General features: G+C 35.1%; 18 protein-coding genes and 3 pseudogenes. 7 read left to right on the forward strand and 14 right to left on the reverse strand.

The genetic code is table 11. The features are described from left to right. Positions 1 to 310 precede the first annotated feature (310 nt). Both KFD70_RS19590 and KFD70_RS19595 read left to right on the forward strand, forming a co-directional pair. Positions 311 to 1,834: an FAD-dependent oxidoreductase gene (locus KFD70_RS19590; protein WP_336453244.1), complete on the forward strand. Its 1,524-nt coding sequence runs from the start codon at positions 311 to 313 to the stop codon at positions 1,832 to 1,834. 146 nt (positions 1,835 to 1,980) lie between these two features. Continuing rightward, positions 1,981 to 2,155 (forward strand): annotated as a pseudogene (locus KFD70_RS19595) (MFS transporter); the annotation flags it as partial. A 141-nt stretch (positions 2,156 to 2,296) separates the two neighbouring features. On the opposite strand, the gene KFD70_RS19600 reads toward KFD70_RS19595, so the two are convergent. From KFD70_RS19600 to KFD70_RS19635, 8 genes and pseudogenes are all read right to left on the reverse strand, one after another. Further along, positions 2,297 to 3,070: a nucleotidyltransferase domain-containing protein gene (locus KFD70_RS19600; RefSeq protein WP_336453243.1), complete on the reverse strand. Its 774-nt coding sequence runs from the start codon at positions 3,068 to 3,070 to the stop codon at positions 2,297 to 2,299. Positions 3,071 to 3,292: 222 nt separating this feature from the next. Beyond that, positions 3,293 to 4,402: a PRK06851 family protein gene (locus tag KFD70_RS19605; protein ID WP_336453242.1), complete on the reverse strand. Its 1,110-nt coding sequence runs from the start codon at positions 4,400 to 4,402 to the stop codon at positions 3,293 to 3,295. A gap of 258 nt (positions 4,403 to 4,660) precedes the next feature. Then, a complete protein-coding gene (locus KFD70_RS19610) occupies positions 4,661 to 5,044 on the reverse strand; it encodes a hypothetical protein (protein ID WP_336453241.1) in 384 nt (127 codons plus the stop codon). Between the two features lie 207 nt (positions 5,045 to 5,251). Next, a pseudogene (locus KFD70_RS19615) lies at positions 5,252 to 6,495 on the reverse strand (ATP-binding protein). A 562-nt stretch (positions 6,496 to 7,057) separates the two neighbouring features. Further along, complete coding sequence (locus KFD70_RS19620) at positions 7,058 to 7,726, reverse strand: DUF2642 domain-containing protein (RefSeq protein ID WP_336453240.1); 669 nt, start codon at positions 7,724 to 7,726, stop codon at positions 7,058 to 7,060. Between the two features lie 201 nt (positions 7,727 to 7,927). Beyond that, entirely contained in the window at positions 7,928 to 8,377 is a 450-nt protein-coding gene (locus tag KFD70_RS19625) for a spore coat protein (protein ID WP_336453239.1), read from the reverse strand. Between the two features lie 108 nt (positions 8,378 to 8,485). Then, positions 8,486 to 8,956 (reverse strand): spore coat protein, encoded by a 471-nt coding sequence (locus KFD70_RS19630; RefSeq protein ID WP_336453238.1) that lies wholly within the window; start codon positions 8,954 to 8,956, stop codon positions 8,486 to 8,488. A gap of 322 nt (positions 8,957 to 9,278) precedes the next feature. Beyond that, the gene (locus KFD70_RS19635; protein WP_336453237.1) at positions 9,279 to 9,518 is read right to left on the reverse strand and encodes a helix-turn-helix domain-containing protein; all 240 of its coding nucleotides are present in this window, start codon (positions 9,516 to 9,518) and stop codon (positions 9,279 to 9,281) included. A 191-nt stretch (positions 9,519 to 9,709) separates the two neighbouring features. Between KFD70_RS19635 and KFD70_RS19640 the strand changes: the two genes are divergently transcribed. After that, positions 9,710 to 10,078 carry a hypothetical protein gene (locus tag KFD70_RS19640; protein WP_336453236.1) on the forward strand — a complete coding sequence of 123 codons (369 nt, stop codon included), beginning with the start codon at positions 9,710 to 9,712 and terminating at the stop codon, positions 10,076 to 10,078. A gap of 290 nt (positions 10,079 to 10,368) precedes the next feature. On the opposite strand, the gene KFD70_RS19645 is transcribed toward KFD70_RS19640, so the two are convergent. Continuing rightward, positions 10,369 to 11,418: an NAD(P)/FAD-dependent oxidoreductase gene (locus tag KFD70_RS19645; protein ID WP_336453235.1), complete on the reverse strand. Its 1,050-nt coding sequence runs from the start codon at positions 11,416 to 11,418 to the stop codon at positions 10,369 to 10,371. 328 nt (positions 11,419 to 11,746) lie between these two features. Between KFD70_RS19645 and KFD70_RS19650 the strand changes: the two genes are divergently transcribed. Genes KFD70_RS19650 through KFD70_RS19660 form a run of 3 tightly spaced genes read left to right on the forward strand, consistent with a single transcriptional unit; the run spans position 11,747 to position 14,754 of the window. Then, positions 11,747 to 12,670: an iron-hydroxamate ABC transporter substrate-binding protein gene (locus KFD70_RS19650; protein ID WP_336453234.1), complete on the forward strand. Its 924-nt coding sequence runs from the start codon at positions 11,747 to 11,749 to the stop codon at positions 12,668 to 12,670. A 51-nt stretch (positions 12,671 to 12,721) separates the two neighbouring features. Then, the gene (locus KFD70_RS19655; RefSeq protein ID WP_336453233.1) at positions 12,722 to 13,756 is read left to right on the forward strand and encodes a FecCD family ABC transporter permease; all 1,035 of its coding nucleotides are present in this window, start codon (positions 12,722 to 12,724) and stop codon (positions 13,754 to 13,756) included. Further along, a complete protein-coding gene (locus tag KFD70_RS19660; RefSeq protein WP_336453232.1) occupies positions 13,753 to 14,754 on the forward strand; it encodes a FecCD family ABC transporter permease in 1,002 nt (333 codons plus the stop codon). The genes KFD70_RS19655 and KFD70_RS19660 overlap by 4 nt, the downstream gene beginning before the upstream one ends. Before the next feature lie 54 nt (positions 14,755 to 14,808). On the opposite strand, the gene KFD70_RS19665 is transcribed toward KFD70_RS19660, so the two are convergent. The 5 genes and pseudogenes from KFD70_RS19665 to KFD70_RS19685 all read right to left on the reverse strand — a co-directional run bounded on the left by KFD70_RS19665 (position 14,809) and on the right by KFD70_RS19685 (position 17,245). Beyond that, a complete protein-coding gene (locus tag KFD70_RS19665) occupies positions 14,809 to 15,450 on the reverse strand; it encodes an L-fuculose-phosphate aldolase (RefSeq protein ID WP_336453231.1) in 642 nt (213 codons plus the stop codon). Between the two features lie 34 nt (positions 15,451 to 15,484). Then, the gene (locus tag KFD70_RS19670; RefSeq protein WP_336453230.1) at positions 15,485 to 15,832 is read right to left on the reverse strand and encodes a DeoR/GlpR family DNA-binding transcription regulator; all 348 of its coding nucleotides are present in this window, start codon (positions 15,830 to 15,832) and stop codon (positions 15,485 to 15,487) included. A gap of 54 nt (positions 15,833 to 15,886) precedes the next feature. Next, positions 15,887 to 16,402: pseudogene (locus tag KFD70_RS19675) on the reverse strand (phosphotransferase); the annotation flags it as partial. After that, positions 16,398 to 16,940: a hypothetical protein gene (locus KFD70_RS19680; RefSeq protein ID WP_336453229.1), complete on the reverse strand. Its 543-nt coding sequence runs from the start codon at positions 16,938 to 16,940 to the stop codon at positions 16,398 to 16,400. The pseudogene KFD70_RS19675 and the gene KFD70_RS19680, both read right to left, overlap by 5 nt. After that, positions 16,937 to 17,245 carry a helix-turn-helix domain-containing protein gene (locus KFD70_RS19685; RefSeq protein WP_336453228.1) on the reverse strand — a complete coding sequence of 103 codons (309 nt, stop codon included), beginning with the start codon at positions 17,243 to 17,245 and terminating at the stop codon, positions 16,937 to 16,939. Before KFD70_RS19685 ends, KFD70_RS19680 begins: the two co-directional genes overlap by 4 nt. 578 nt (positions 17,246 to 17,823) lie before the next feature. Between KFD70_RS19685 and ahpC the strand changes: the two genes are divergently transcribed. Then, positions 17,824 to 18,387, forward strand: a complete 564-nt coding sequence (gene ahpC / locus KFD70_RS19690) for an alkyl hydroperoxide reductase subunit C (RefSeq protein WP_336453227.1) — start codon at positions 17,824 to 17,826, stop codon at positions 18,385 to 18,387. The last annotated feature ends 2 nt before the right edge of the window (positions 18,388 to 18,389 follow it).

The following is an 18,389-nucleotide window of genomic DNA, read 5'->3' on the forward strand; positions in this document are numbered from 1 at the left end:
AGATTTTATAAGCCTTTATCCATTATATATATCAATGCTTTCACATATAAGAAAATTAGTTTTATTCAAGAATAGCTTATATACGAACAGAAATAATTCTTTATAGAATTAACTGTCATTTAAAATACCCTTATGACGAAACATGCGATTTTTATTATACTAATATAATTTTTCGTTTTATAAATATTTATAATTACCTTCTGTTCGCTTTATATTATTTTCTGCTTCTAAATAGAAAATACTTTACATGAATTTCATATAAATTGGAAAAATTAAGTAGTAAATTGTTTTAAAACAGGAGGAATATATGATGACAAACGATTCATTTCCCCGATTTCCAGAACCATACTGGCGTGATTCTACTTCACTCCCTACTTTTCCTAAACTAGCAGAAAATATAAGAACTGAAGTTGCAATTATCGGTGCTGGAATTACAGGCATCACAACCGCTTATTTACTTTCAAAAAAGGGTATGAAAGTTGTTTTAATCGATTCCGGAAACATTTTAAATGGAACGACAGGCCATACGACTGCAAAGATTACTGCACAACACGACCTGATTTATGATGAGTTGATTCATCATTTTGGAGCTGATCAAGCTCGTCTATACTATGAGGCAAATGAAAAAGCGTTACAATTTATTAAAGAAACAATCCAAACAAATAACATCGACTGTGACTTTACTGAAGAAGATGCCTACTTATACACAACTTGCAACGACGGATTACACAAATTAACAAAAGAATACGAAGCTTATAAAAAGCTAAATATTCCTTGTGACTATGTAGATTCCATTCCAATTCCTATCTCAGTTCAGGCAGCGCTTGTTATGAAAAACCAAGCACAGTTTCACCCTCTTCATTATTTAAAAAATCTGGTAGATCAGTTTGTTGAAGCGGGCGGAACAATCTATGAGCAAACGACTGCAATTGATATTGAGAAAGGTTCATATCCACAAGTTATTACAAAAGATGGACATCGTATTACATGTGGATATGTTGTCTCGAGTTCCCATTTCCCTTTCTATGACCCCAGCTTTTTCTTTACAAGAATGTATGCAGAACGTTCCTACGTTTTAGCTATAAAAGCAAAAAAAGATTATCCTGGAGGTATGTATTTAAGCATTGATAATCCTACACGTTCCTTACGTTATACAACAATGAATGGGGAAAAACTCATTCTTGTCGGCGGTGAAAACCATAAAACGGGACAAGGAATCAATACAATGCTTCATTATGAAGCACTATACTCTTTCGCAGAAGAAACATTTGGAATACACGAGATTTCATACAGATGGTCAACACAAGATTTAACTACTTTAGATAAAGTTCCTTACATTGGCCATATTAATGAAAATAATCCAAACATATTTGTTGCAACTGGTTATCGAAAATGGGGTATGACAACAAGCACCGCTGCAGCCCAAATATTAACAGCTGCGATTACAAAAACAAAGAGCCCTTACAAAGATCTCTTTGCTCCATCACGATTCCATTCAGATCCAGATATAAAAACATTCGTTTCCCAAAACCTTGATGTAGCAAAACATTTAATTGAAGGCAAGTTAGAATTTGTACTTCGTAAACCAGAAGACCTTGAAAACGGTGAAGGTTCCGTTGTAAGAGTAAACGGAAAACGGGCAGGTGCTTATAAAGATGATGAAGGAAAACTACATATTGTCGATACAACCTGTACGCACCTCGGTTGTGAAGTTGAATGGAATAGCGGTGATTGTACGTGGGATTGTCCTTGTCATGGCTCCCGCTTTTCAATCGAAGGAGATGTAATTGAGGGGCCGGCAGAGAAACCACTGAAACGGGTTGATGGAGAATAAGTTCCCTTAAACTAAATTTGCCCCATAGAAAGACATTGCTCTTTTTATGGGGCAACTATTTAAACACCGATAAAATTCGACAATTGAAGGATAATGTTAATTTTTAATAAATTAGTATATTAATCTATTTAAAAGAGGTGTATACTATGCAACCATCTTCTCCATCTCATCTAGAATCCACAAAAACAAACTTTTCAAACTCTATTACAAAAATTGTCGTTTTCATCTGTTGGCTATGATCTAGGTATTTACGGTGCCGCTTTACCATTACTTCTAGAAGATAAAAGCTGGGCCCTGTCTCCTGCAGAGGCTGGCACAATTATTGTAGGAATATTAATGACTCTACAATATGATCAAGTATGGAACTTTTACTTATTTGCAATCGCTGGACTTATTGCAGCCATCGCTATTTTCTTTATTCCTCAACAAAGTAAAGCTAGCTAAAACAAACCGAGCACCAATCTACTGGTGCTCTATTTCAAATAACATATCTCGAAACAAATCATTCAACTTCTCAACTTCAATGCCCCTTCCTTTTTCAATCCCCTTCACATATTCCTGGTAATACTTTATCTGCTCCTCCAAAAATTCATTTAATACTATATTTTTTGGACCAGCATCCAGCTCAACACCCGCTTTTTTCTTTACTAGCAAATCTTCAATTTCATTTAAAAGCTTTTGTTCTAGCGACAATTCATTAATGAATCGTTCAAATTCTACAGGCGGTAATATCCCTTTCTCTTCTAACCATTTACAAGCTAAAATAGGGCGCAATACGTAGAAGTACTTTTTCAACTTCACACGCTCTCCTTGTAAAAATTCACGATAGTTTTTTGAAGCCATATGTAAGTAGTGATAAATCGTTGCTTTTGGATCAAAATCGCTTTCGCTCATTTTCTGTAGACGTTCTGGGAGATCCGAGTTCTTAGAATAAAAGATCGGAGAACGGATCCATTCTAATAATGCTGGATTTGATTTCGCAAATAGTTGCAGTGCTTTTCTAATATCCCAACCACTTATATCTAAAACATCACTAATTGGATACTCAATAACATCACGCTTTTCATTTATGGATAAATACCAATCTACCGGATGAATGTATACAAATCTAACATCGTAATCACTATCTTTCGACGGGAATCCCCATGCACGGCTTCCGGATTCGACAGCAAATAAAATTTTCACATTATTTTCTTTCTCAATTCTCTCTAATTCCAATTGAATTTTATCTCTCATATGTATCATCCTCATTTTTTGATCATTTCCCTGGAAATTCGACAAATATAATCTACTTATTATTGAAGTGTTATTCTAATTTTAACATCGATATATCGTTGACCACTCCCACAGCTAAAGCGTGTGAGCTTTCCCGCTCACAAATTCTGTAACTCTTTCGTATGTAAAATAATAAATTTCTCAGAAAGCTGTCAGGTCCTTCCCGACAGCTCTACAATCACTTCATTTTTGCTGCTTGCCAACAAATTTAGCAATTCGCTCAAATTCACTCTGTATTTCATCTTTATAAGCATCTACTTTTGTAAAATCCATCGCAGTAATATAAATTCTTTCCAATTTATCTCGAACTGCTTTTGCTTTCGCTAAAAAAGACATCGCTTCACTCATTTTTGTTTTATATTGAATGGAAACATCGCGAATTTCTGTAGCGTATTTCTCATCCGTTCCCGGAGTAACAATGAGATCGTACATATCAATAATCTCATCACCTTCTCGTTCAGGAAAGTATTCATGCGGTGCAGTGCTGTCAAAGATTGCAAAACCTAATTCTCTTACAATAATCATATCAAGGCTATTTGGATCAAAGCCACAATGATACACTTCAACTTCAAAGCCTTTTTCTTCTGCTGCAGCTGCTAATTTTTTTAACATCGTCGATTTCCCTGACCCTGGGCGTCCTTTTATAAAATAGCGATGCGGAATACCTTCTGTTAAATTTGGAACAAAATCAACCGCACCTTTTGGTGTTGCTGCCCCCAAGAAGCGGTGCTTTACAACCGCTTGTTTTCCTTTGTTATCTGCAAATAACTTTTGTATAAGCTGATTTGTTAATTCATTCGCTTTTTGAAAATCAATATTATCAATATAAATTCTTTCCCAATCATCATGTATAGCTAATGCTTCTTTGAAACAAGCATATGCTGATTGAAATGCGCCACTTGCTTCTGAAATATACCGTGTAATTTCATCTTTATGTTTTCGTAATTTCTCGGAATCCCATGCAACACCTAAGTTTACATATTCTTCTACAACTCCAGGTGTTTTTGGTTCAATGATATGTGGTGCTGTTCCATCTACAATTCCTACTTTTAATTTTGGGATAATAACACCATCGATGGATTTATTATCAGAAGAACAATGCAAAAGCTCAATATCATATCCTCTTCCACCCCACTCACGCCCAATTGCTTTCATCAGTGAGGATTTCCCCGTTCCTGGACCACCTTTCAAAATAAAAAGCCTTTCCAATCCACTTACATTTTCCTCATATAAGCTATAAAAACCTCTCGCTGTATTTCCTCCAGCATAATAATTTAAAATCTTTCCTGTCACTGCCCTCACTCCTTTACCCCGCATTAACGGGCAGTAAGACTCCCACCTTAAAATTCAGCGAAGGCAAAGAAGTTAGGTGGGAGATCAACTGCCCGTAAAAGCCCGATTGGTTCAACTAATAATCAGTGGGGGATGAAGAAAACCCCCACTGATTAAAGTTTCACTTTATAGCAGTCTACTTACATAAGTTACCATATGCTGGAATCCTTAGTTGGGTGAATATCTATTTTCGTTCTTGCAATAAAAAAGCAGAGATCATCATTGATCTCTGCTTCGGTATTTTCGATTTAAATGAAAGAAAAATTGTTCAATTCGAGGACGAACCCATGCAAAATAGTCTTTATCTTTCTTTTTCGTACAAATGATTTCTTCTCCGTCAACCATTTCAACAAGCTCTAGTTCTAACAATTGCCTCGTAAATTCTAGAATGTTTACTTCTTCTTTTGGATATTCTTCCTTTAATTTCTCTTCGATCTCTCCTAATAAAAAGCCGTCACGCATCATTGCAAGTGCATCAATACAAAGTGGCGGCATTTCATATTTTTCGCCTGTAATTGTATCTTTTACAATATAATTCTTTTGCTCTTTTCGAAATTGAATGTTGTGTAAACATACAGTCGAATTTAATGTTAATTCCATCATACCACCTCTTTCATAATATCTGCATAGAAAAAAGGATGCGTATGCACCCCTCTTTTTAGTTCACGTAAAACAAAAAACTACAAACCGTTATATGAGCAAGAAGCTGCATACCGATATTTTTCTCCATTATAAACTAAGTGTTTTATAAAAAAAAGCATTCTCGAATCTTTTTATAAAATGTTTATATTTACACAACAAGAGCACTTTTCAGAAAAGTGCTCTTGTTTCTAATTTCGATATAGTTGGCAATGTTATTTCTACTTTTGTCCCTTCACAAATATCACTTTCAAATTTGATATCCCCTCGATGTTCTGCAATAATTTTGTGTGTAATAATTAAGCCAAGACCCGTTCCATTCTCCTTTGTTGTATAAACAGCTTTTCCAAGTTTATCTATTTTTTCACTATCCATACCGCATCCTTCATCCTGAATGAAAATACAAATTTTTTGGTCAATTGTTTTAGATGCATAAACCTTTAAGCTTCCGCCATCCATCATAGATTCAATTCCGTTTTTCACAAGATTTAATACTACTTGCTTTAATTGTTTTTCGTCACCATTTATATCAGGTAAGTCTTCATCTACCTGTATATCGATTTTTACATCATACTGCATTGCATAACTTTCCATTAATTGAACAACATATAACAAAATCTTTTGCATATCACACAATTGATAAGTTGTTGGTCTTGGCTTTCCAAGTAGCATTAACTCGCTAACAAACCCATTGATTCTCTCAATTTCTTGTAGCATAATATCGTAACTAACAGCATCGGTTGGATTGCGTTCTTTTTGAATTTGAGTAAATCCTTTTAAAGCTGTTAGCGGGTTTCGAATTTCATGCCCAATTGCTGTAGACATTTTTCCAATCAACACAAGATTTTCTGTTTTTTCCCTATCTTTGAGCACTGTCACAACTGTACGAACATACGACTGAAACCTCTTTAATAAAGAGTTGGAAATAATGAAAAAGAAAATACACAGTACTAAGGGGATAATAACTTTTATATCTTTTAACAATAAAGTAAAAAACGTATACTTCCCAATTACGCTGAAAGCAACTAAATAAAAATATTTTTTATTGACAAAGACCGGTGCGAAAAGTATTAGAAATATTTCTACCATATTTCCATTTTCAAATACGCGATCTGCTTTTAAATAAATCATTACATTATTGATAACATCAATTAGCATATAGCCCATTAAAAATAAATATTTAACAGCATATGTATGCCCTATCTTTTGAAGATACATGGAAGTCGGAAATAATAAACTTACAAAAATATATATCCAAAATCCTAGTCCACCCTCTGGCCATCCGACTTGTGCCTCGTTTATGTTCATTGCAGGATATATACAATGTCATATACAAATAAAATAATATAAAATAGTAATAAAAATACTTTTAAAGCTTCTTTTTCTTCCTGCATTAAGCTTTGTAATTTACTCATCCAAATAACCCCTCTTAAGCAATATAACAGTATGTTGCATTGGTTAATTCTTTAAATTATACTTATGAAATTGTTGTCAGAGCAACCTGTAACTCTTTGACCATATTTAAACATTACTTTAAATATGGATTCCTCCTCATCTAGTTATTACGTCATATAAATTTCATAATACATCGTCCCATATGAAATAGCTATTATAGATCTAAATTAAAAAACGACATAAGGTGAAACGTTAATCAGTGGGCTTTTTCTTCATCCCCCCACTGATCGATTATCAGCCCTCGCCAATCAGGCTTTTACAGGTAGTTGATTCACCTCCTAACTTCTTTAGAAAAGCGGAAGCAGCTCGCTCAAAATCGCAGGACGCCCGCGCCCTAGGCAGAGAGGCGCTTTTTACCTCGTCCGATGGGGCTAAACGACCGGAGATTCTAGCCGCTAGAGCTGGACAATGCTTTCGCTGACTCTTGAGGCTTGGTTCTTACTGCCCGCAAATAGTGGGATAAAAATAGGCTCGACCTTTTCTTCTACATATATAAAAGAAAAAGCAAGCCTTCTTAACTCCTTACGGAAAATGAACCGATTTTACATGTTTAATATTTAAATATATTTTTTCATCACGCGCCTTAACTAACTCAATATGACTATCTTCAATTTTCGTCATCTTCCCAATTTTATTTGCATGTTCTCCTAAATCAAACACCATCATTTTTCCTGACATTTTGATTAGCTGTTCTTCAAATGTTCTAGCTATTGTAATATTTAATGGATTAACTGGAAGTTCATTTTTACTGAGGGAGTACGGAATTTGATTTTCTTGATAGGGGATTAACCATTTTAGATGTTTTAAAGAAATATATACTATTTTATAAACGGGACTATAGAATACTAAATAGTCATTCATAACACCTGTAACATAACCATGGATAGAGTGATCACCCGCCACATAAACCTCTGTAAAAATCCCTTTAGCTGTGCTCAAGACTTTTCGTAGGGAAATGGACGGCGACTCGCTTTTCATGATAGAATCCATTTCTGTTCTTTGTATTTCGGCCACAAAACTCGCCATAAATTTATAATACTGAATATGATATAAGGAAATATAGATATGATCTTTTCCATCATAAATAACAACAATATCATTGCCCACATCAATTAATATTCCTTTAAACCTTTTATCACCAATTAATGTAACATAGATATATTCTCCAATATTTTTGCTTAGTTCATTCATCTGTATCCTCCCTTCTTCAAAGAGTGGCTCCCTCTCTTTCTCTCATTCACATGTAGCTAAAAAAGAATACTAAGGGGAAAGCATGTATGCAGAACGACACAATAATCTCTGTCCACCAGCATAAATAGCAGAGGGGACATCTAAACTATAGTAAAATAATAGCAATTCAACGAAAAATATTTTCCTCTTCTTACTAATACATTACTCTTCTTCATCTTTATGAGTTTGAACGATTTGATTCACGTTTTTAATGTAAAAATTAATAACGTAGATTATTTCATCACGGTTTATTACTGTAATGTACTCTTCATTTACTTCACTTAATACCCCTTCTACACTTTCTAGTCCTCCACGATTGATTTTGACCCATTTATACTTAAGGCTACCTAGTATCTCTTGAAACGAGGTACCATCCACATAATATTGCTCAATAAAATAAGGACTTAATTCTATCTCTTTTTTCTTTTTCACAACACCCTTTACATGCTGCCGTTGATAATAAATGACTTCTCCCGTATTTCCTTGTAAAATGAGATAATCATCGCCTACCTCTAACAAAACACCCGTATAGCTTTCTGGTCCTCCAAGATTTACTTTTACGCTTTGATAAACCCAGCTTTCTATTTGATTTTCAGGTAATATATTTTCCAATTTTATCCCTCCTTTTGCTTTATTACTATTTGCCTCGATTATCCACTTGATTATCTTGTTCCCCTTACTTTTTGAATATGGAACATATATTATATTTTGATTGGATTATTAGTTATTTGACTGATAGTCTTGATAGCCATATATTTCATCTTCTAGTGCCTGTATGTCATAAGTTACATTTTTAATATGAAAATGTGGAATCTGTACAATTTCCTCTTTTACAATTAATGTCACATATTCAGAAGAAACATCTTGTAGAATTCCTTCATTTTTTTCTAGACCACCACAATTAATTTTTACCCAACGATGCTTTAAAATTTGTAGTAAATCTTGAAAATCTTCACCTTCTGCAAATATTGGTAAAACTCCAATATCTGCAGCAACGTCTTTTGCATTCTTTGTAATACTTTTTAGATGTTGAAGTTGATAATAGTAAAACATTTTGTTTTCACTTAATAAAATGAAATAATCCAAATACACTGCGACCACTGTACCTTTTTGGGACTCTCGTCCACCTCGATTCACTCTAACACTTTCTCCAATCAATTCATACAGCAAGTCATTACTAATGATGCTCATGAGAAAACTCCTTTCAGTTTCTTATAAGTCGTTTGCACTGATAGTATATGTATCTATACAGGTTACGTTCTCTACGATTGTCTCATTATACAAAAATATGTTTTTAACACGGGAGTACATATACCCCTTATGTATAAAAGACTAACATGGCTTCTATCAATGCCCATCCTGATATTAGTCCTCCATCTTATACAAAAAACTTTATTATTTCATCATAAAAAATACCGTTTCAAGATGCTTATCCTACAGCTCTTGAAACGGTATTTATAAAACTGGTTCTGTATAATTTTTCATAGAATACGACGCTATAAACCCAAGAAATTTAATCTTCGTCTTTTACATCCATATCCTCTGGAATTGGCTCATTTAATATTTCTTCTACTAACTGCTTATATTTTTCCATTTGCTCTAAATGTGTGTTGAACTGTTCTTTATTCAGCAAATATTGCTCACCGTCATACAAAGCTCGAATTCGTTTTTGTTGAACTAATTCTTCAATGTAAGATTCAGGAAGATTTAAATATTCCGCTGCTTCTTTTATCGTTATATACAATGGTTTCATTCCCTTATTATTTTTTCATATACAGCATTCATCTTACTTCATTATAGGACAATTTTGTAAACAAAATAAAAAGATTTTGTAAATACAAATCAAAAAGCAGGTAGATGCATTCCATATATTGTATAATAATATAGTGAGTATTCAAAAAATATAGATGGCATTTATCCATTTACAAAAAGGAGAGTTAACATATGGCAACTCGTCACATCATTACAATGTTAGAGCAATCATTACAAGCGGAAACAACAAACACTGCCGCTCAACTTTCTAAAGCTTTACCAAAAAGAATTATTGAGCAAACAAAGACTGCAAATGAAGACGTAAACTATAATACCATTGGAGAATGGTATCAAAATCATTTCTTATTCAAGCAAGGTGATTTTCTCTGGGCTAAATATGCTTACTATGATGCATACTGCGAAGCATTCCAAAGCAAAGGGCAACTTACAAAACGTGTACGTCACATATTAGAATCTGTTGCTAGAAAACATGGAAAACAATACATTTCTTCTGTACAAAACAAACAATTTCCTGATCAGTACACACAAGGAACAGCGTAATTTTCCTTATCTCTAAAAAGAGATAAAAAAATTTTACAAATAAAATGTTCACGTCTCTGTATTCTCTTCTTTCAAAATACACGTAAAAGGCGTGACCTGAAGAAACCGGTGTAATACAAATGATAAAAAACATAGTAAACAGATAAACACCCAGCCTCCTTCCTTTCTTAATAAAGATAGGAAAGTGACTGGGTGTTTATTTGTTATCAAAAGTAATTGAAACATCTTTCATATATCTGCTATAAAAAAGATATATGAGATTTACACTCGTTTCCCCTCTGTTTTTTCTTCTATTTCATCATTTGCTTAATAAGCTCCCTATTACGCTGTTTAAATACATCATTATGTGATGATACCATTCCATATTCACTCGCATCTGGCTGAATAAATTGTTTTGCTTTATTTACAGCATTTCCAGCATCTTGGAAAGCACCCGCAATTAAATGCAATTTCCCTTCATGCTTTAAAATATCTCCAGCAGCATATAATCCTTCTATTGAAGATTCACTATTCGTACTCCCAGCAATAAAATAATCATCAGCAATTTCAACATTTAAATCGCTATTTTCCAATAACTTCATATCACGTTCATAACCGTGATTAATGATTACTTCATCAATTGGTAAATAGGAAACCTCTCCTGTTTCGTGATTAGTCAGTTCCACACGTTCAATCGCTTCATGATTTTCGCCTGCAATTAATTTCGTAATCGATGTATGAAAGATGCAGGAAACTGAGCTATTCATAAGCTGAGTAACTTGTGCTTCATGACCAGCTAAAGCATCTTTTCTATATGTTAAATAAACCTTTTTCGCAATTGGCTCTAATTCATTTGCCCAATCTATCGCAGAATTCCCACCACCTGAGACGATAACAGTCTTATCTTTAAATTGTTTTAAAGATTTTACAGTATAATTTAAATTTGATACTTCAAATCTCTCTGCACCTTCAATTGCTAGCTTTTGCGGTTTTAATATGCCGCTTCCAGTAGCTACAATGACTGTTTTTGAAAAATGTTTTTGACCAGAGGAAGTGATTAACACAAAAATCCCCTCTGGATTCTTAGTAATTGATTCTACTTTTTCATTTAATACTACTTCTGGATGAAATGTTAACCCTTGCTCTACAAGCTGCTCAATTAACCTTGCTCCAGTAACCGGTGGCAATCCCCCGATATCCCAAATCATTTTCTCGGGATAAACATGTATTTTTCCACCTAACTGTGGCTGAAATTCAATTATTTTTGTTTTCATTTCTCTTAGTCCACTATAAAACGCTGAGTAAAGCCCTGCCGGACCTCCTCCAATCACGGTCACATCAAATAATTCTTCTGGATTCATTTGTGTTCACTCCTCGACCATTCTTTTAAATGATTATCATTCTCAATAAAATATACCTTTTTTCCGTTAAATTTACAATCAAAATTACTATTGACAAGACAAAAAGATAAAATTATATTATTTAAAGAGTTAATATTGATAATCATTATCAATATGTAAGCGATTAACAAAATTGGAAGAGAAAATAACGCTTCACTTATTTATAGACTACTCAACTATTTTATGATAAAAAATCTCAATATCAAGATTTGTGGGCACAATTAATTATGAGACACCTACCTTGTTAGAAAGCTATACATTACATACACTTTATAAAAGGAGAAGAAAAATGAAAAAATTATTCATTTCACTTACAGTTCTATTCGTGCTCGTTATGAGTGCTTGTAGCAACGGCTCGACAGATAAGAAAAACGATTCAACTGCAAAGGGAAGCAAATCAGAAACAATTACATACCAATCTGAAAACGGGAAAGTTGAAGTTCCTGCAAATCCAAAACGCGTTGTTGTACTATCATCATTCGCAGGTAACGTAATGTCCCTAGGTGTAAATCTTGTTGGTGTAGATTCATGGTCTAAAATGAATCCACGTTTTGAGAATAAATTAAAAGATGTTACAGAAGTATCTGATGAAAATGTTGAAAAAATTATCGAATTAAATCCAGATTTAATCATTGGTTTATCAAACATTAAAAATATTGATAAGTTAAAGAAAATCGCTCCTACTGTAACATTCAAATATGGAAAAGTAGACTACTTAACACAACATTTAGAAATCGGTAAACTACTAAATAAAGAAAAAGAAGCAAAAGCTTGGGTTGATGACTTCAAAAAACGTGCGCAAGCTGCTGGAAAAGATATTAGAGCAAAAATTGGTGAAGATACAACTGTTTCTGTTATCGAAAACTTTGACAAACAAATTTATGTATTCGGCGATAACTGGGGCCGCGGAACAGAAATTCTTTATCAAGAAATGAAATTAAAAATGCCTGAAAAAGTAAAAGAAAAAGCCCTAAAAGATGGCTACTACGCATTATCTGCTGAGGTTCTACCTGAGTATGCTGGAGATTACTTAATTATAAGTAAAAACAACGATACGAATAATTCATTCCAAGAAACAGAATCGTACAAAAACATTCCAGCTGTGAAAAACAATAAAGCTTTTGAAGTAAACGCGAAAGAATTCTACTTTAATGATCCAATTACATTAGATTTCCAATTAGATTTCTTCAAGAAAAGCTTTCTTGGTAAATAATATAACAACAATGAGGAATTCTTATTTAAAGGATTCCTCTTCCTTTATTCTATGAAAAGAAAAGATGTGAAACTAATGACAAAAGACAATCTACGTTCCACTTCCTTTGTATACAAACTCATTTTAGGAATCATTATGTTCTTTATTATATTTATGATTGCCATGGTATTTGGCGCAGCAGATACCACTATAAAGGATGTATGGATAGCGCTGACTTCCAATGTTAGTGGAGAAAAATTCTCCCTCATCCGTGAACTCCGCTTGCCACGTGAAATTGCAGCCATTTTTGTTGGAGCTGGACTCGCTGTTTCTGGTGCGATTATGCAAGGCATCACGCGAAACCCGCTCGCTGATCCAGGGCTACTCGGGCTAACTGGCGGTGCGAATGCTGCACTCGCAATTACAATTGCATTTATCCCTTCCGTAAATTATTTTTATATGATGATTGCTTGCTTTGTCGGAGCTGCTGTCGGAGCCATTATGGTTTTCGGAATTGGTATGGTGAAAAAAGGTGGACTTTCACCTCTTCGAATTGTACTAGCTGGTGCTGCTGTTTCTGCATTCTTAATCGCTGTTTCAGAGGGAGTCGGGATTTACTTTAAAATCTCACAAGACGTATCTATGTGGACTGCTGGGGGTGTAATCGGAACATCATGGAGTCAATTACAAGTCGTTGTTCCAATTATTTCAGTTAGCATATTCATTGCAATCTTATTTTCAAAGAAATTGACCATTCTTAGCCTGAGCGAAGAAGTAGCCGTCGGATTAGGTCAAAAAATTATCGTCATTAAAATCATTCTTTTTATCGTTATCATTTTACTTGCTGGTGCTTCTGTTGCACTTGTGGGGAATATGGCATTCATAGGCTTAATGGTACCTCATATGGTCCGCCCTATTGTCGGACCTGACTATCGATTTGTTATACCGATGTCTGCTCTTGCTGGTGCTTCTTTTATGCTATTAGCGGATACACTTGGACGCACAATTAACGCTCCATATGAAACACCAATCGCTGCCATTATCGCAATCGTAGGCTTACCATTCTTCCTATTCATCGTACGTAAAGGAGGCAGATCGTTCTCATGATTCAACAAGCTAAAAAACAACGAGTAATCGTGCTTGCCTTACTGATGCTTATTGCAACAACCATCGCGATTGGAATGGGCCTAGGAGCAGCCTCACTATCTTATGATAGACTGCTACCTACACTTTTGGGCCAAGGTACATTTAAAGAAGAATTTATTTTATTTTCTCTTCGATTACCGCGAATTGTAATTACACTATTAGCTGGTATGGCACTTGCCTTATCAGGGGCTATACTGCAAGGCATAACGCGTAATGATTTAGCCGAACCTGGTATTATCGGTATTAATTCAGGGGCTGGCGTTGCGGTTGCCCTTTTCTTTTTATATTTTCCAATCGACGCAGGTTCATTTGTTTACCTCTTACCAATCGTTGGATTTATTGGTGCCTTTCTTACAGCTTGTCTCATTTACATATTTTCATATAGTAAAACAGCTGGACTTCAGCCGATAAGACTGACACTAACAGGAATTGGATTTTCATTTGCTCTTTCTGGAACGATGATTGTCCTTATTTCATCTGCTGAACGTGCAAAAGTAGACTTTATCGCAAAGTGGATTGCGGGAAACATTTGGGGAGATGACTGGGTTTTTGTGTTAGCACTCCTTCCGTGGTTAGCCGTACTCATTCCATTTACTTTCTATAAAGCAAATCGATTAAATCTCCTTGCCTTAAACGAGCATGTAGCAATCGGTGTTGGTGTCGCACTTGAAAAAGAACGCCGCTTGCTTCTCATAGCTGCCGTCGCATTAGCAGCTTCTGCCGTTTCGGTCACAGGAGGAATCGCCTTTATTGGACTCATGGCCCCTCATATCGCAAAATCTTTAGTTGGGCCAAGGCATCAACTATTTATCCCTGTCGCTATATTAATCGGCGGATGGCTATTATTACTTGCAGATACAATTGGTCGTCATATTGTAGAACCAAGTGGAATTCCTGCGGGGATTATGGTTGCTTTGATTGGGGCTCCTTATTTTATGTATCTATTATTGAAGAAATAGAAAAAATCCCTTGAGAATGTAATTACTCTCAAGGGATTTTTCTATTCATTCATCTTACTGTTGACCATACCCATCAAACTTTTTCGCCAATGTTGCCATTTCTTCCTCTGGCAACAAATTCGGCTCTCCAATACACTTCGTTTGATAGTAAATTTGTGCGCAAAACTCAATTTCCTCCGCAACAGTAAACGCCATTTTTATATTGTTCCCACCAGCCATTAAACCATGATTCGCAAGTAAGACTGCACGACGGTCAATCATGCCTTCAAAAGCTGCCTCAGCTAATTCTTCTGTTCCAAATGTTTCATAAGGTGCACAGCGTACATTCGGTCCTGCGAAAGCAATTAAATAAGATACTGCTGGAAGTTCCCATCCTAATGATGCAATTGTTTTTGCATAAGGCGAATGAGTGTGCACAAGCGCATTGATATCCTCACGCTTTCTATAATAAATAAGATGCATATCTAGTTCACTAGAAGGCTTTCTTTCACCTTCTACAATCTCGCCATCTAAATTCAATATAACTACATCTTCAGGCATTGTTTCAAAATAATCCAAGCCACTTGGGCTTATCGCAACAAGACCTTGCTCACGATTAAAGATACTAATATTACCACCAGTTCCCTTTGTTAATCCGCTAGTGATCATTTTCTTTCCATACGCTACAATCTCTTCTCTTTCTTTTTGTAGTAACATATATACATCCCCCTTGATGTGAACCTTTTGATGATTAGTTTGCTAAAATAATTGGTGTCCCATATTCTTTATAGTTGTTAATACATTCTTGTTGCAGTAGTGTCAGCGGTACAAGCTCATCTGTAATAATTTTTGTAATGCACTGTTTATTACACACTTCATAAAAGGCAATCTTTCCGAGTTTCGTATGATCCGCTAAAACAATGACTTCACTCGATTTGCTAAGCATCGCTTGCTTCGCTTCCCCTTCATCGATAGACGTATCTGTCAAACCTTCATGGAAGCTCAGCGCTTTACTGGAAATAAAAGCCTTATCAATATAAATTGCCGCTAAATACTGTTTTAAAGAAGGACCCTTGACCGATAATGATTTTCCGCGCAAAAAAGAAGGGTCTTATATTATGTTTTCAATTTGCACTTATATATTTCATAATGACTAAAATAGCTTTCTTAAGTTCTCAGTAAGCGGAGCCCTAACAATTCCCTTTTCCGTAATAATTGCCGTTATGTTTTCATGTGGTGTTACATCAAACGCTGGATTATATACTTTACTTTCTTTTGGAGCTGAATATTGTCCAAATCGATTAATGACCTCAGAAGCATCTCGCTCTTCAATTGGGATTTCCTTACCTGTTGGCGTTTTTAAGTCAATTGTCGGCGTTGGTGCTGCGACATAAAATGGGATGTTATAGTATTTTGCTAAAACGGATACACCAAGTGTTCCAATTTCATTTGCCACATCAGCATTTACCCAAGCAAACATTAAATTTGCCATCACATTCCCAACGTTATATCCCATCGGGCCATAGAAAGCAAACTCTGGATCAATCACCTTGGTAGAGTCTTTTCTTACAAATACAGAACCAGTATGTAAATCACCATGAAGTAAAGCCTGCGCATTCGTCATAAATGAAAATTTACGTTTTGCTACTTCTAGACGAAACTGATCATCTCCATTTGCGCGCTAAAGATTTGTTCATTCTTCGTTGTCGTTTTTCGATGAGTTTATTGTATCGGCTATACTGCGCTGTTCGTCCTTCACTGTCTACATACAATTCACTTTGACTATAATCTAATCCAATTACTTCTTCAGAAGTAATTAATTCTACCTGTTTTTCATGTGGACAAAACCAATCAACAGAAAGAGAAACAATGTAGTTTGTCCCTTCTCTCTTAATGGTTGCTTTTTTGATGATTCCGTCAATTGGTAATTCTCGGTGGAGATGAATCGAAATACCTTCCTGGAACTTTGGAATACATAACAAATAAGAACCATTCACTTGCGTAATTTTAATATTTCCATTTGTTTGGTTCGTCGTATAGCTGAATTTCCCTTGTTTTCTACTGTGGAATTGAGGCATACCTTTGATGTCTTTTAATGTGGGAACATATCCGATTGTTTTCATCTTTTTTCGCACTGCTTTTTTGTATTGTACAGGGCGTTTTGCATATGTCTCATTATATTTTTTAATGGCTGCCTGAAATCTCATTTTGCGTCATTATACACAAAAGAATCGTTACTTCTATCTAAATAATCGTATTTGGCGGTAATCGTTGTGTAATTCGGAACCTTATAGCGAATGAACCCACATTCAAAAGCGATAGATTCTAGATATTCATACAAACCAGCAACGTATTCGTTATACACTTTTCGTTCACATCCGAACGCCCTTTCTAATCTCGTTGCTTGTTCTTGCGAGGGGAAAATAGCGTATCGAAAGGCATAGGTAGCCCACCCATCCGGCAGTGACTTTTTTGTTCCTTTTACATGTACACCCTCTTTTGTGGTTGCCATATACGCTCTCCTCCCCTTATATTTCCATATTTATTATATCGTATAGGATCAAAATCGCGTACAAAAAACATGTAAGCGACCACCTATCGAAAATTCCTCCCCCACCTATACCTTGTTTAGAGAAAGGGCTTCTCAGTTAAAATGATAAAACTTTAATCAGTGCTTTTTCTTCATCCTCTACTGATTATTTTCACCAATCGGTTTTTAATATACATAGTCGCTTTATTTACCTATACAAAAGTATTTTTTATGGAATGACCTCACTTAAAAAGAATGACTTGAAATTTCAAATAATATTCAAATTATAATTCGAGTTATTCATCGTACCTTCTACTATAATAGAGTTAAAGGAAACAATAGATTTTACCAGTAGTTCATCCATTTCAAGGGAAAAAACCTTACATCTTCAAATCAATTGATAATTCTTTTCAATAAAGTTGTACATTCCCCTTGACAAAATAAACAATTTTATATGATAATAAATATCGAATTAGAATTATTATAGTTAATTAAAAACTTTATTTTATGAGCAAGCTAATTTATGTTGCTTAAAACCCACATTTAGGAGGAATTGTAATATGTTATTAATCGGCACAGAAGTAAAACCGTTTAAAGCGAATGCTTACCATAATGGAGAGTTTATCCAAGTTACTGATGAAAGTTTCAAAGGCAAATGGAGCGTAGTTTGCTTCTACCCAGCAGACTTCACATTCGTATGCCCAACTGAACTTGAAGATTTACAAAACCAATACGCAACTTTAAAAGAACTAGGCGTTGAAGTATACTCTGTATCTACAGACACTCACTTCACACATAAAGCATGGCATGATAGCTCAGAAACTATCGGCAAAATCGAATACATTATGATTGGTGACCCAACTCGCACAATCACTAGCAACTTCAATGTATTAGTTGAAGAAGAAGGTCTTGCTGCTCGTGGTACATTCATCATTGACCCAGACGGCGTTATCCAATCTATGGAAATCAATGCAGACGGTATCGGCCGCGATGCAAGCATTCTTGTTAACAAAATTAAAGCAGCACAATACGTTCGCAACAATCCAGGTGAAGTTTGCCCAGCTAAATGGCAAGAAGGTTCTGCAACACTTAAGCCAAGCCTTGACCTTGTAGGCAAAATTTAAGG

The sequence above is a fragment of the Bacillus pfraonensis genome (assembly GCF_050768835.1).
In the GTDB taxonomy this organism is placed as follows: domain Bacteria; phylum Bacillota; class Bacilli; order Bacillales; family Bacillaceae_G; genus Bacillus_A; species Bacillus_A pfraonensis.

What these genes read in the sequence shown, in the direction of transcription:
- KFD70_RS19590 (WP_336453244.1), top strand. Translation starts at nt 311, where the DNA reads ATGACAAACGATTCATTTCCCCGATTTCCAGAACCATACTGGCGTGAT.
- KFD70_RS19600 (WP_336453243.1), bottom strand. Translation starts at nt 3,070, where the DNA reads ATGAGAGATAAAATTCAATTGGAATTAGAGAGAATTGAGAAAGAAAAT.
- KFD70_RS19610 (WP_336453241.1), bottom strand. Translation starts at nt 5,044, where the DNA reads ATGATGGAATTAACATTAAATTCGACTGTATGTTTACACAACATTCAA.
- KFD70_RS19620 (WP_336453240.1), bottom strand. Translation starts at nt 7,726, where the DNA reads ATGAATGAACTAAGCAAAAATATTGGAGAATATATCTATGTTACATTA.
- KFD70_RS19630 (WP_336453238.1), bottom strand. Translation starts at nt 8,956, where the DNA reads ATGAGCATCATTAGTAATGACTTGCTGTATGAATTGATTGGAGAAAGT.
- KFD70_RS19635 (WP_336453237.1), bottom strand. Translation starts at nt 9,518, where the DNA reads ATGAAACCATTGTATATAACGATAAAAGAAGCAGCGGAATATTTAAAT.
- KFD70_RS19640 (WP_336453236.1), top strand. Translation starts at nt 9,710, where the DNA reads ATGGCAACTCGTCACATCATTACAATGTTAGAGCAATCATTACAAGCG.
- KFD70_RS19645 (WP_336453235.1), bottom strand. Translation starts at nt 11,418, where the DNA reads ATGAATCCAGAAGAATTATTTGATGTGACCGTGATTGGAGGAGGTCCG.
- KFD70_RS19650 (WP_336453234.1), top strand. Translation starts at nt 11,747, where the DNA reads ATGAAAAAATTATTCATTTCACTTACAGTTCTATTCGTGCTCGTTATG.
- KFD70_RS19655 (WP_336453233.1), top strand. Translation starts at nt 12,722, where the DNA reads ATGAAAAGAAAAGATGTGAAACTAATGACAAAAGACAATCTACGTTCC.
- KFD70_RS19660 (WP_336453232.1), top strand. Translation starts at nt 13,753, where the DNA reads ATGATTCAACAAGCTAAAAAACAACGAGTAATCGTGCTTGCCTTACTG.
- KFD70_RS19665 (WP_336453231.1), bottom strand. Translation starts at nt 15,450, where the DNA reads ATGTTACTACAAAAAGAAAGAGAAGAGATTGTAGCGTATGGAAAGAAA.
- KFD70_RS19680 (WP_336453229.1), bottom strand. Translation starts at nt 16,940, where the DNA reads ATGAGATTTCAGGCAGCCATTAAAAAATATAATGAGACATATGCAAAA.
- KFD70_RS19685 (WP_336453228.1), bottom strand. Translation starts at nt 17,245, where the DNA reads ATGGCAACCACAAAAGAGGGTGTACATGTAAAAGGAACAAAAAAGTCA.
- ahpC (WP_336453227.1), top strand. Translation starts at nt 17,824, where the DNA reads ATGTTATTAATCGGCACAGAAGTAAAACCGTTTAAAGCGAATGCTTAC.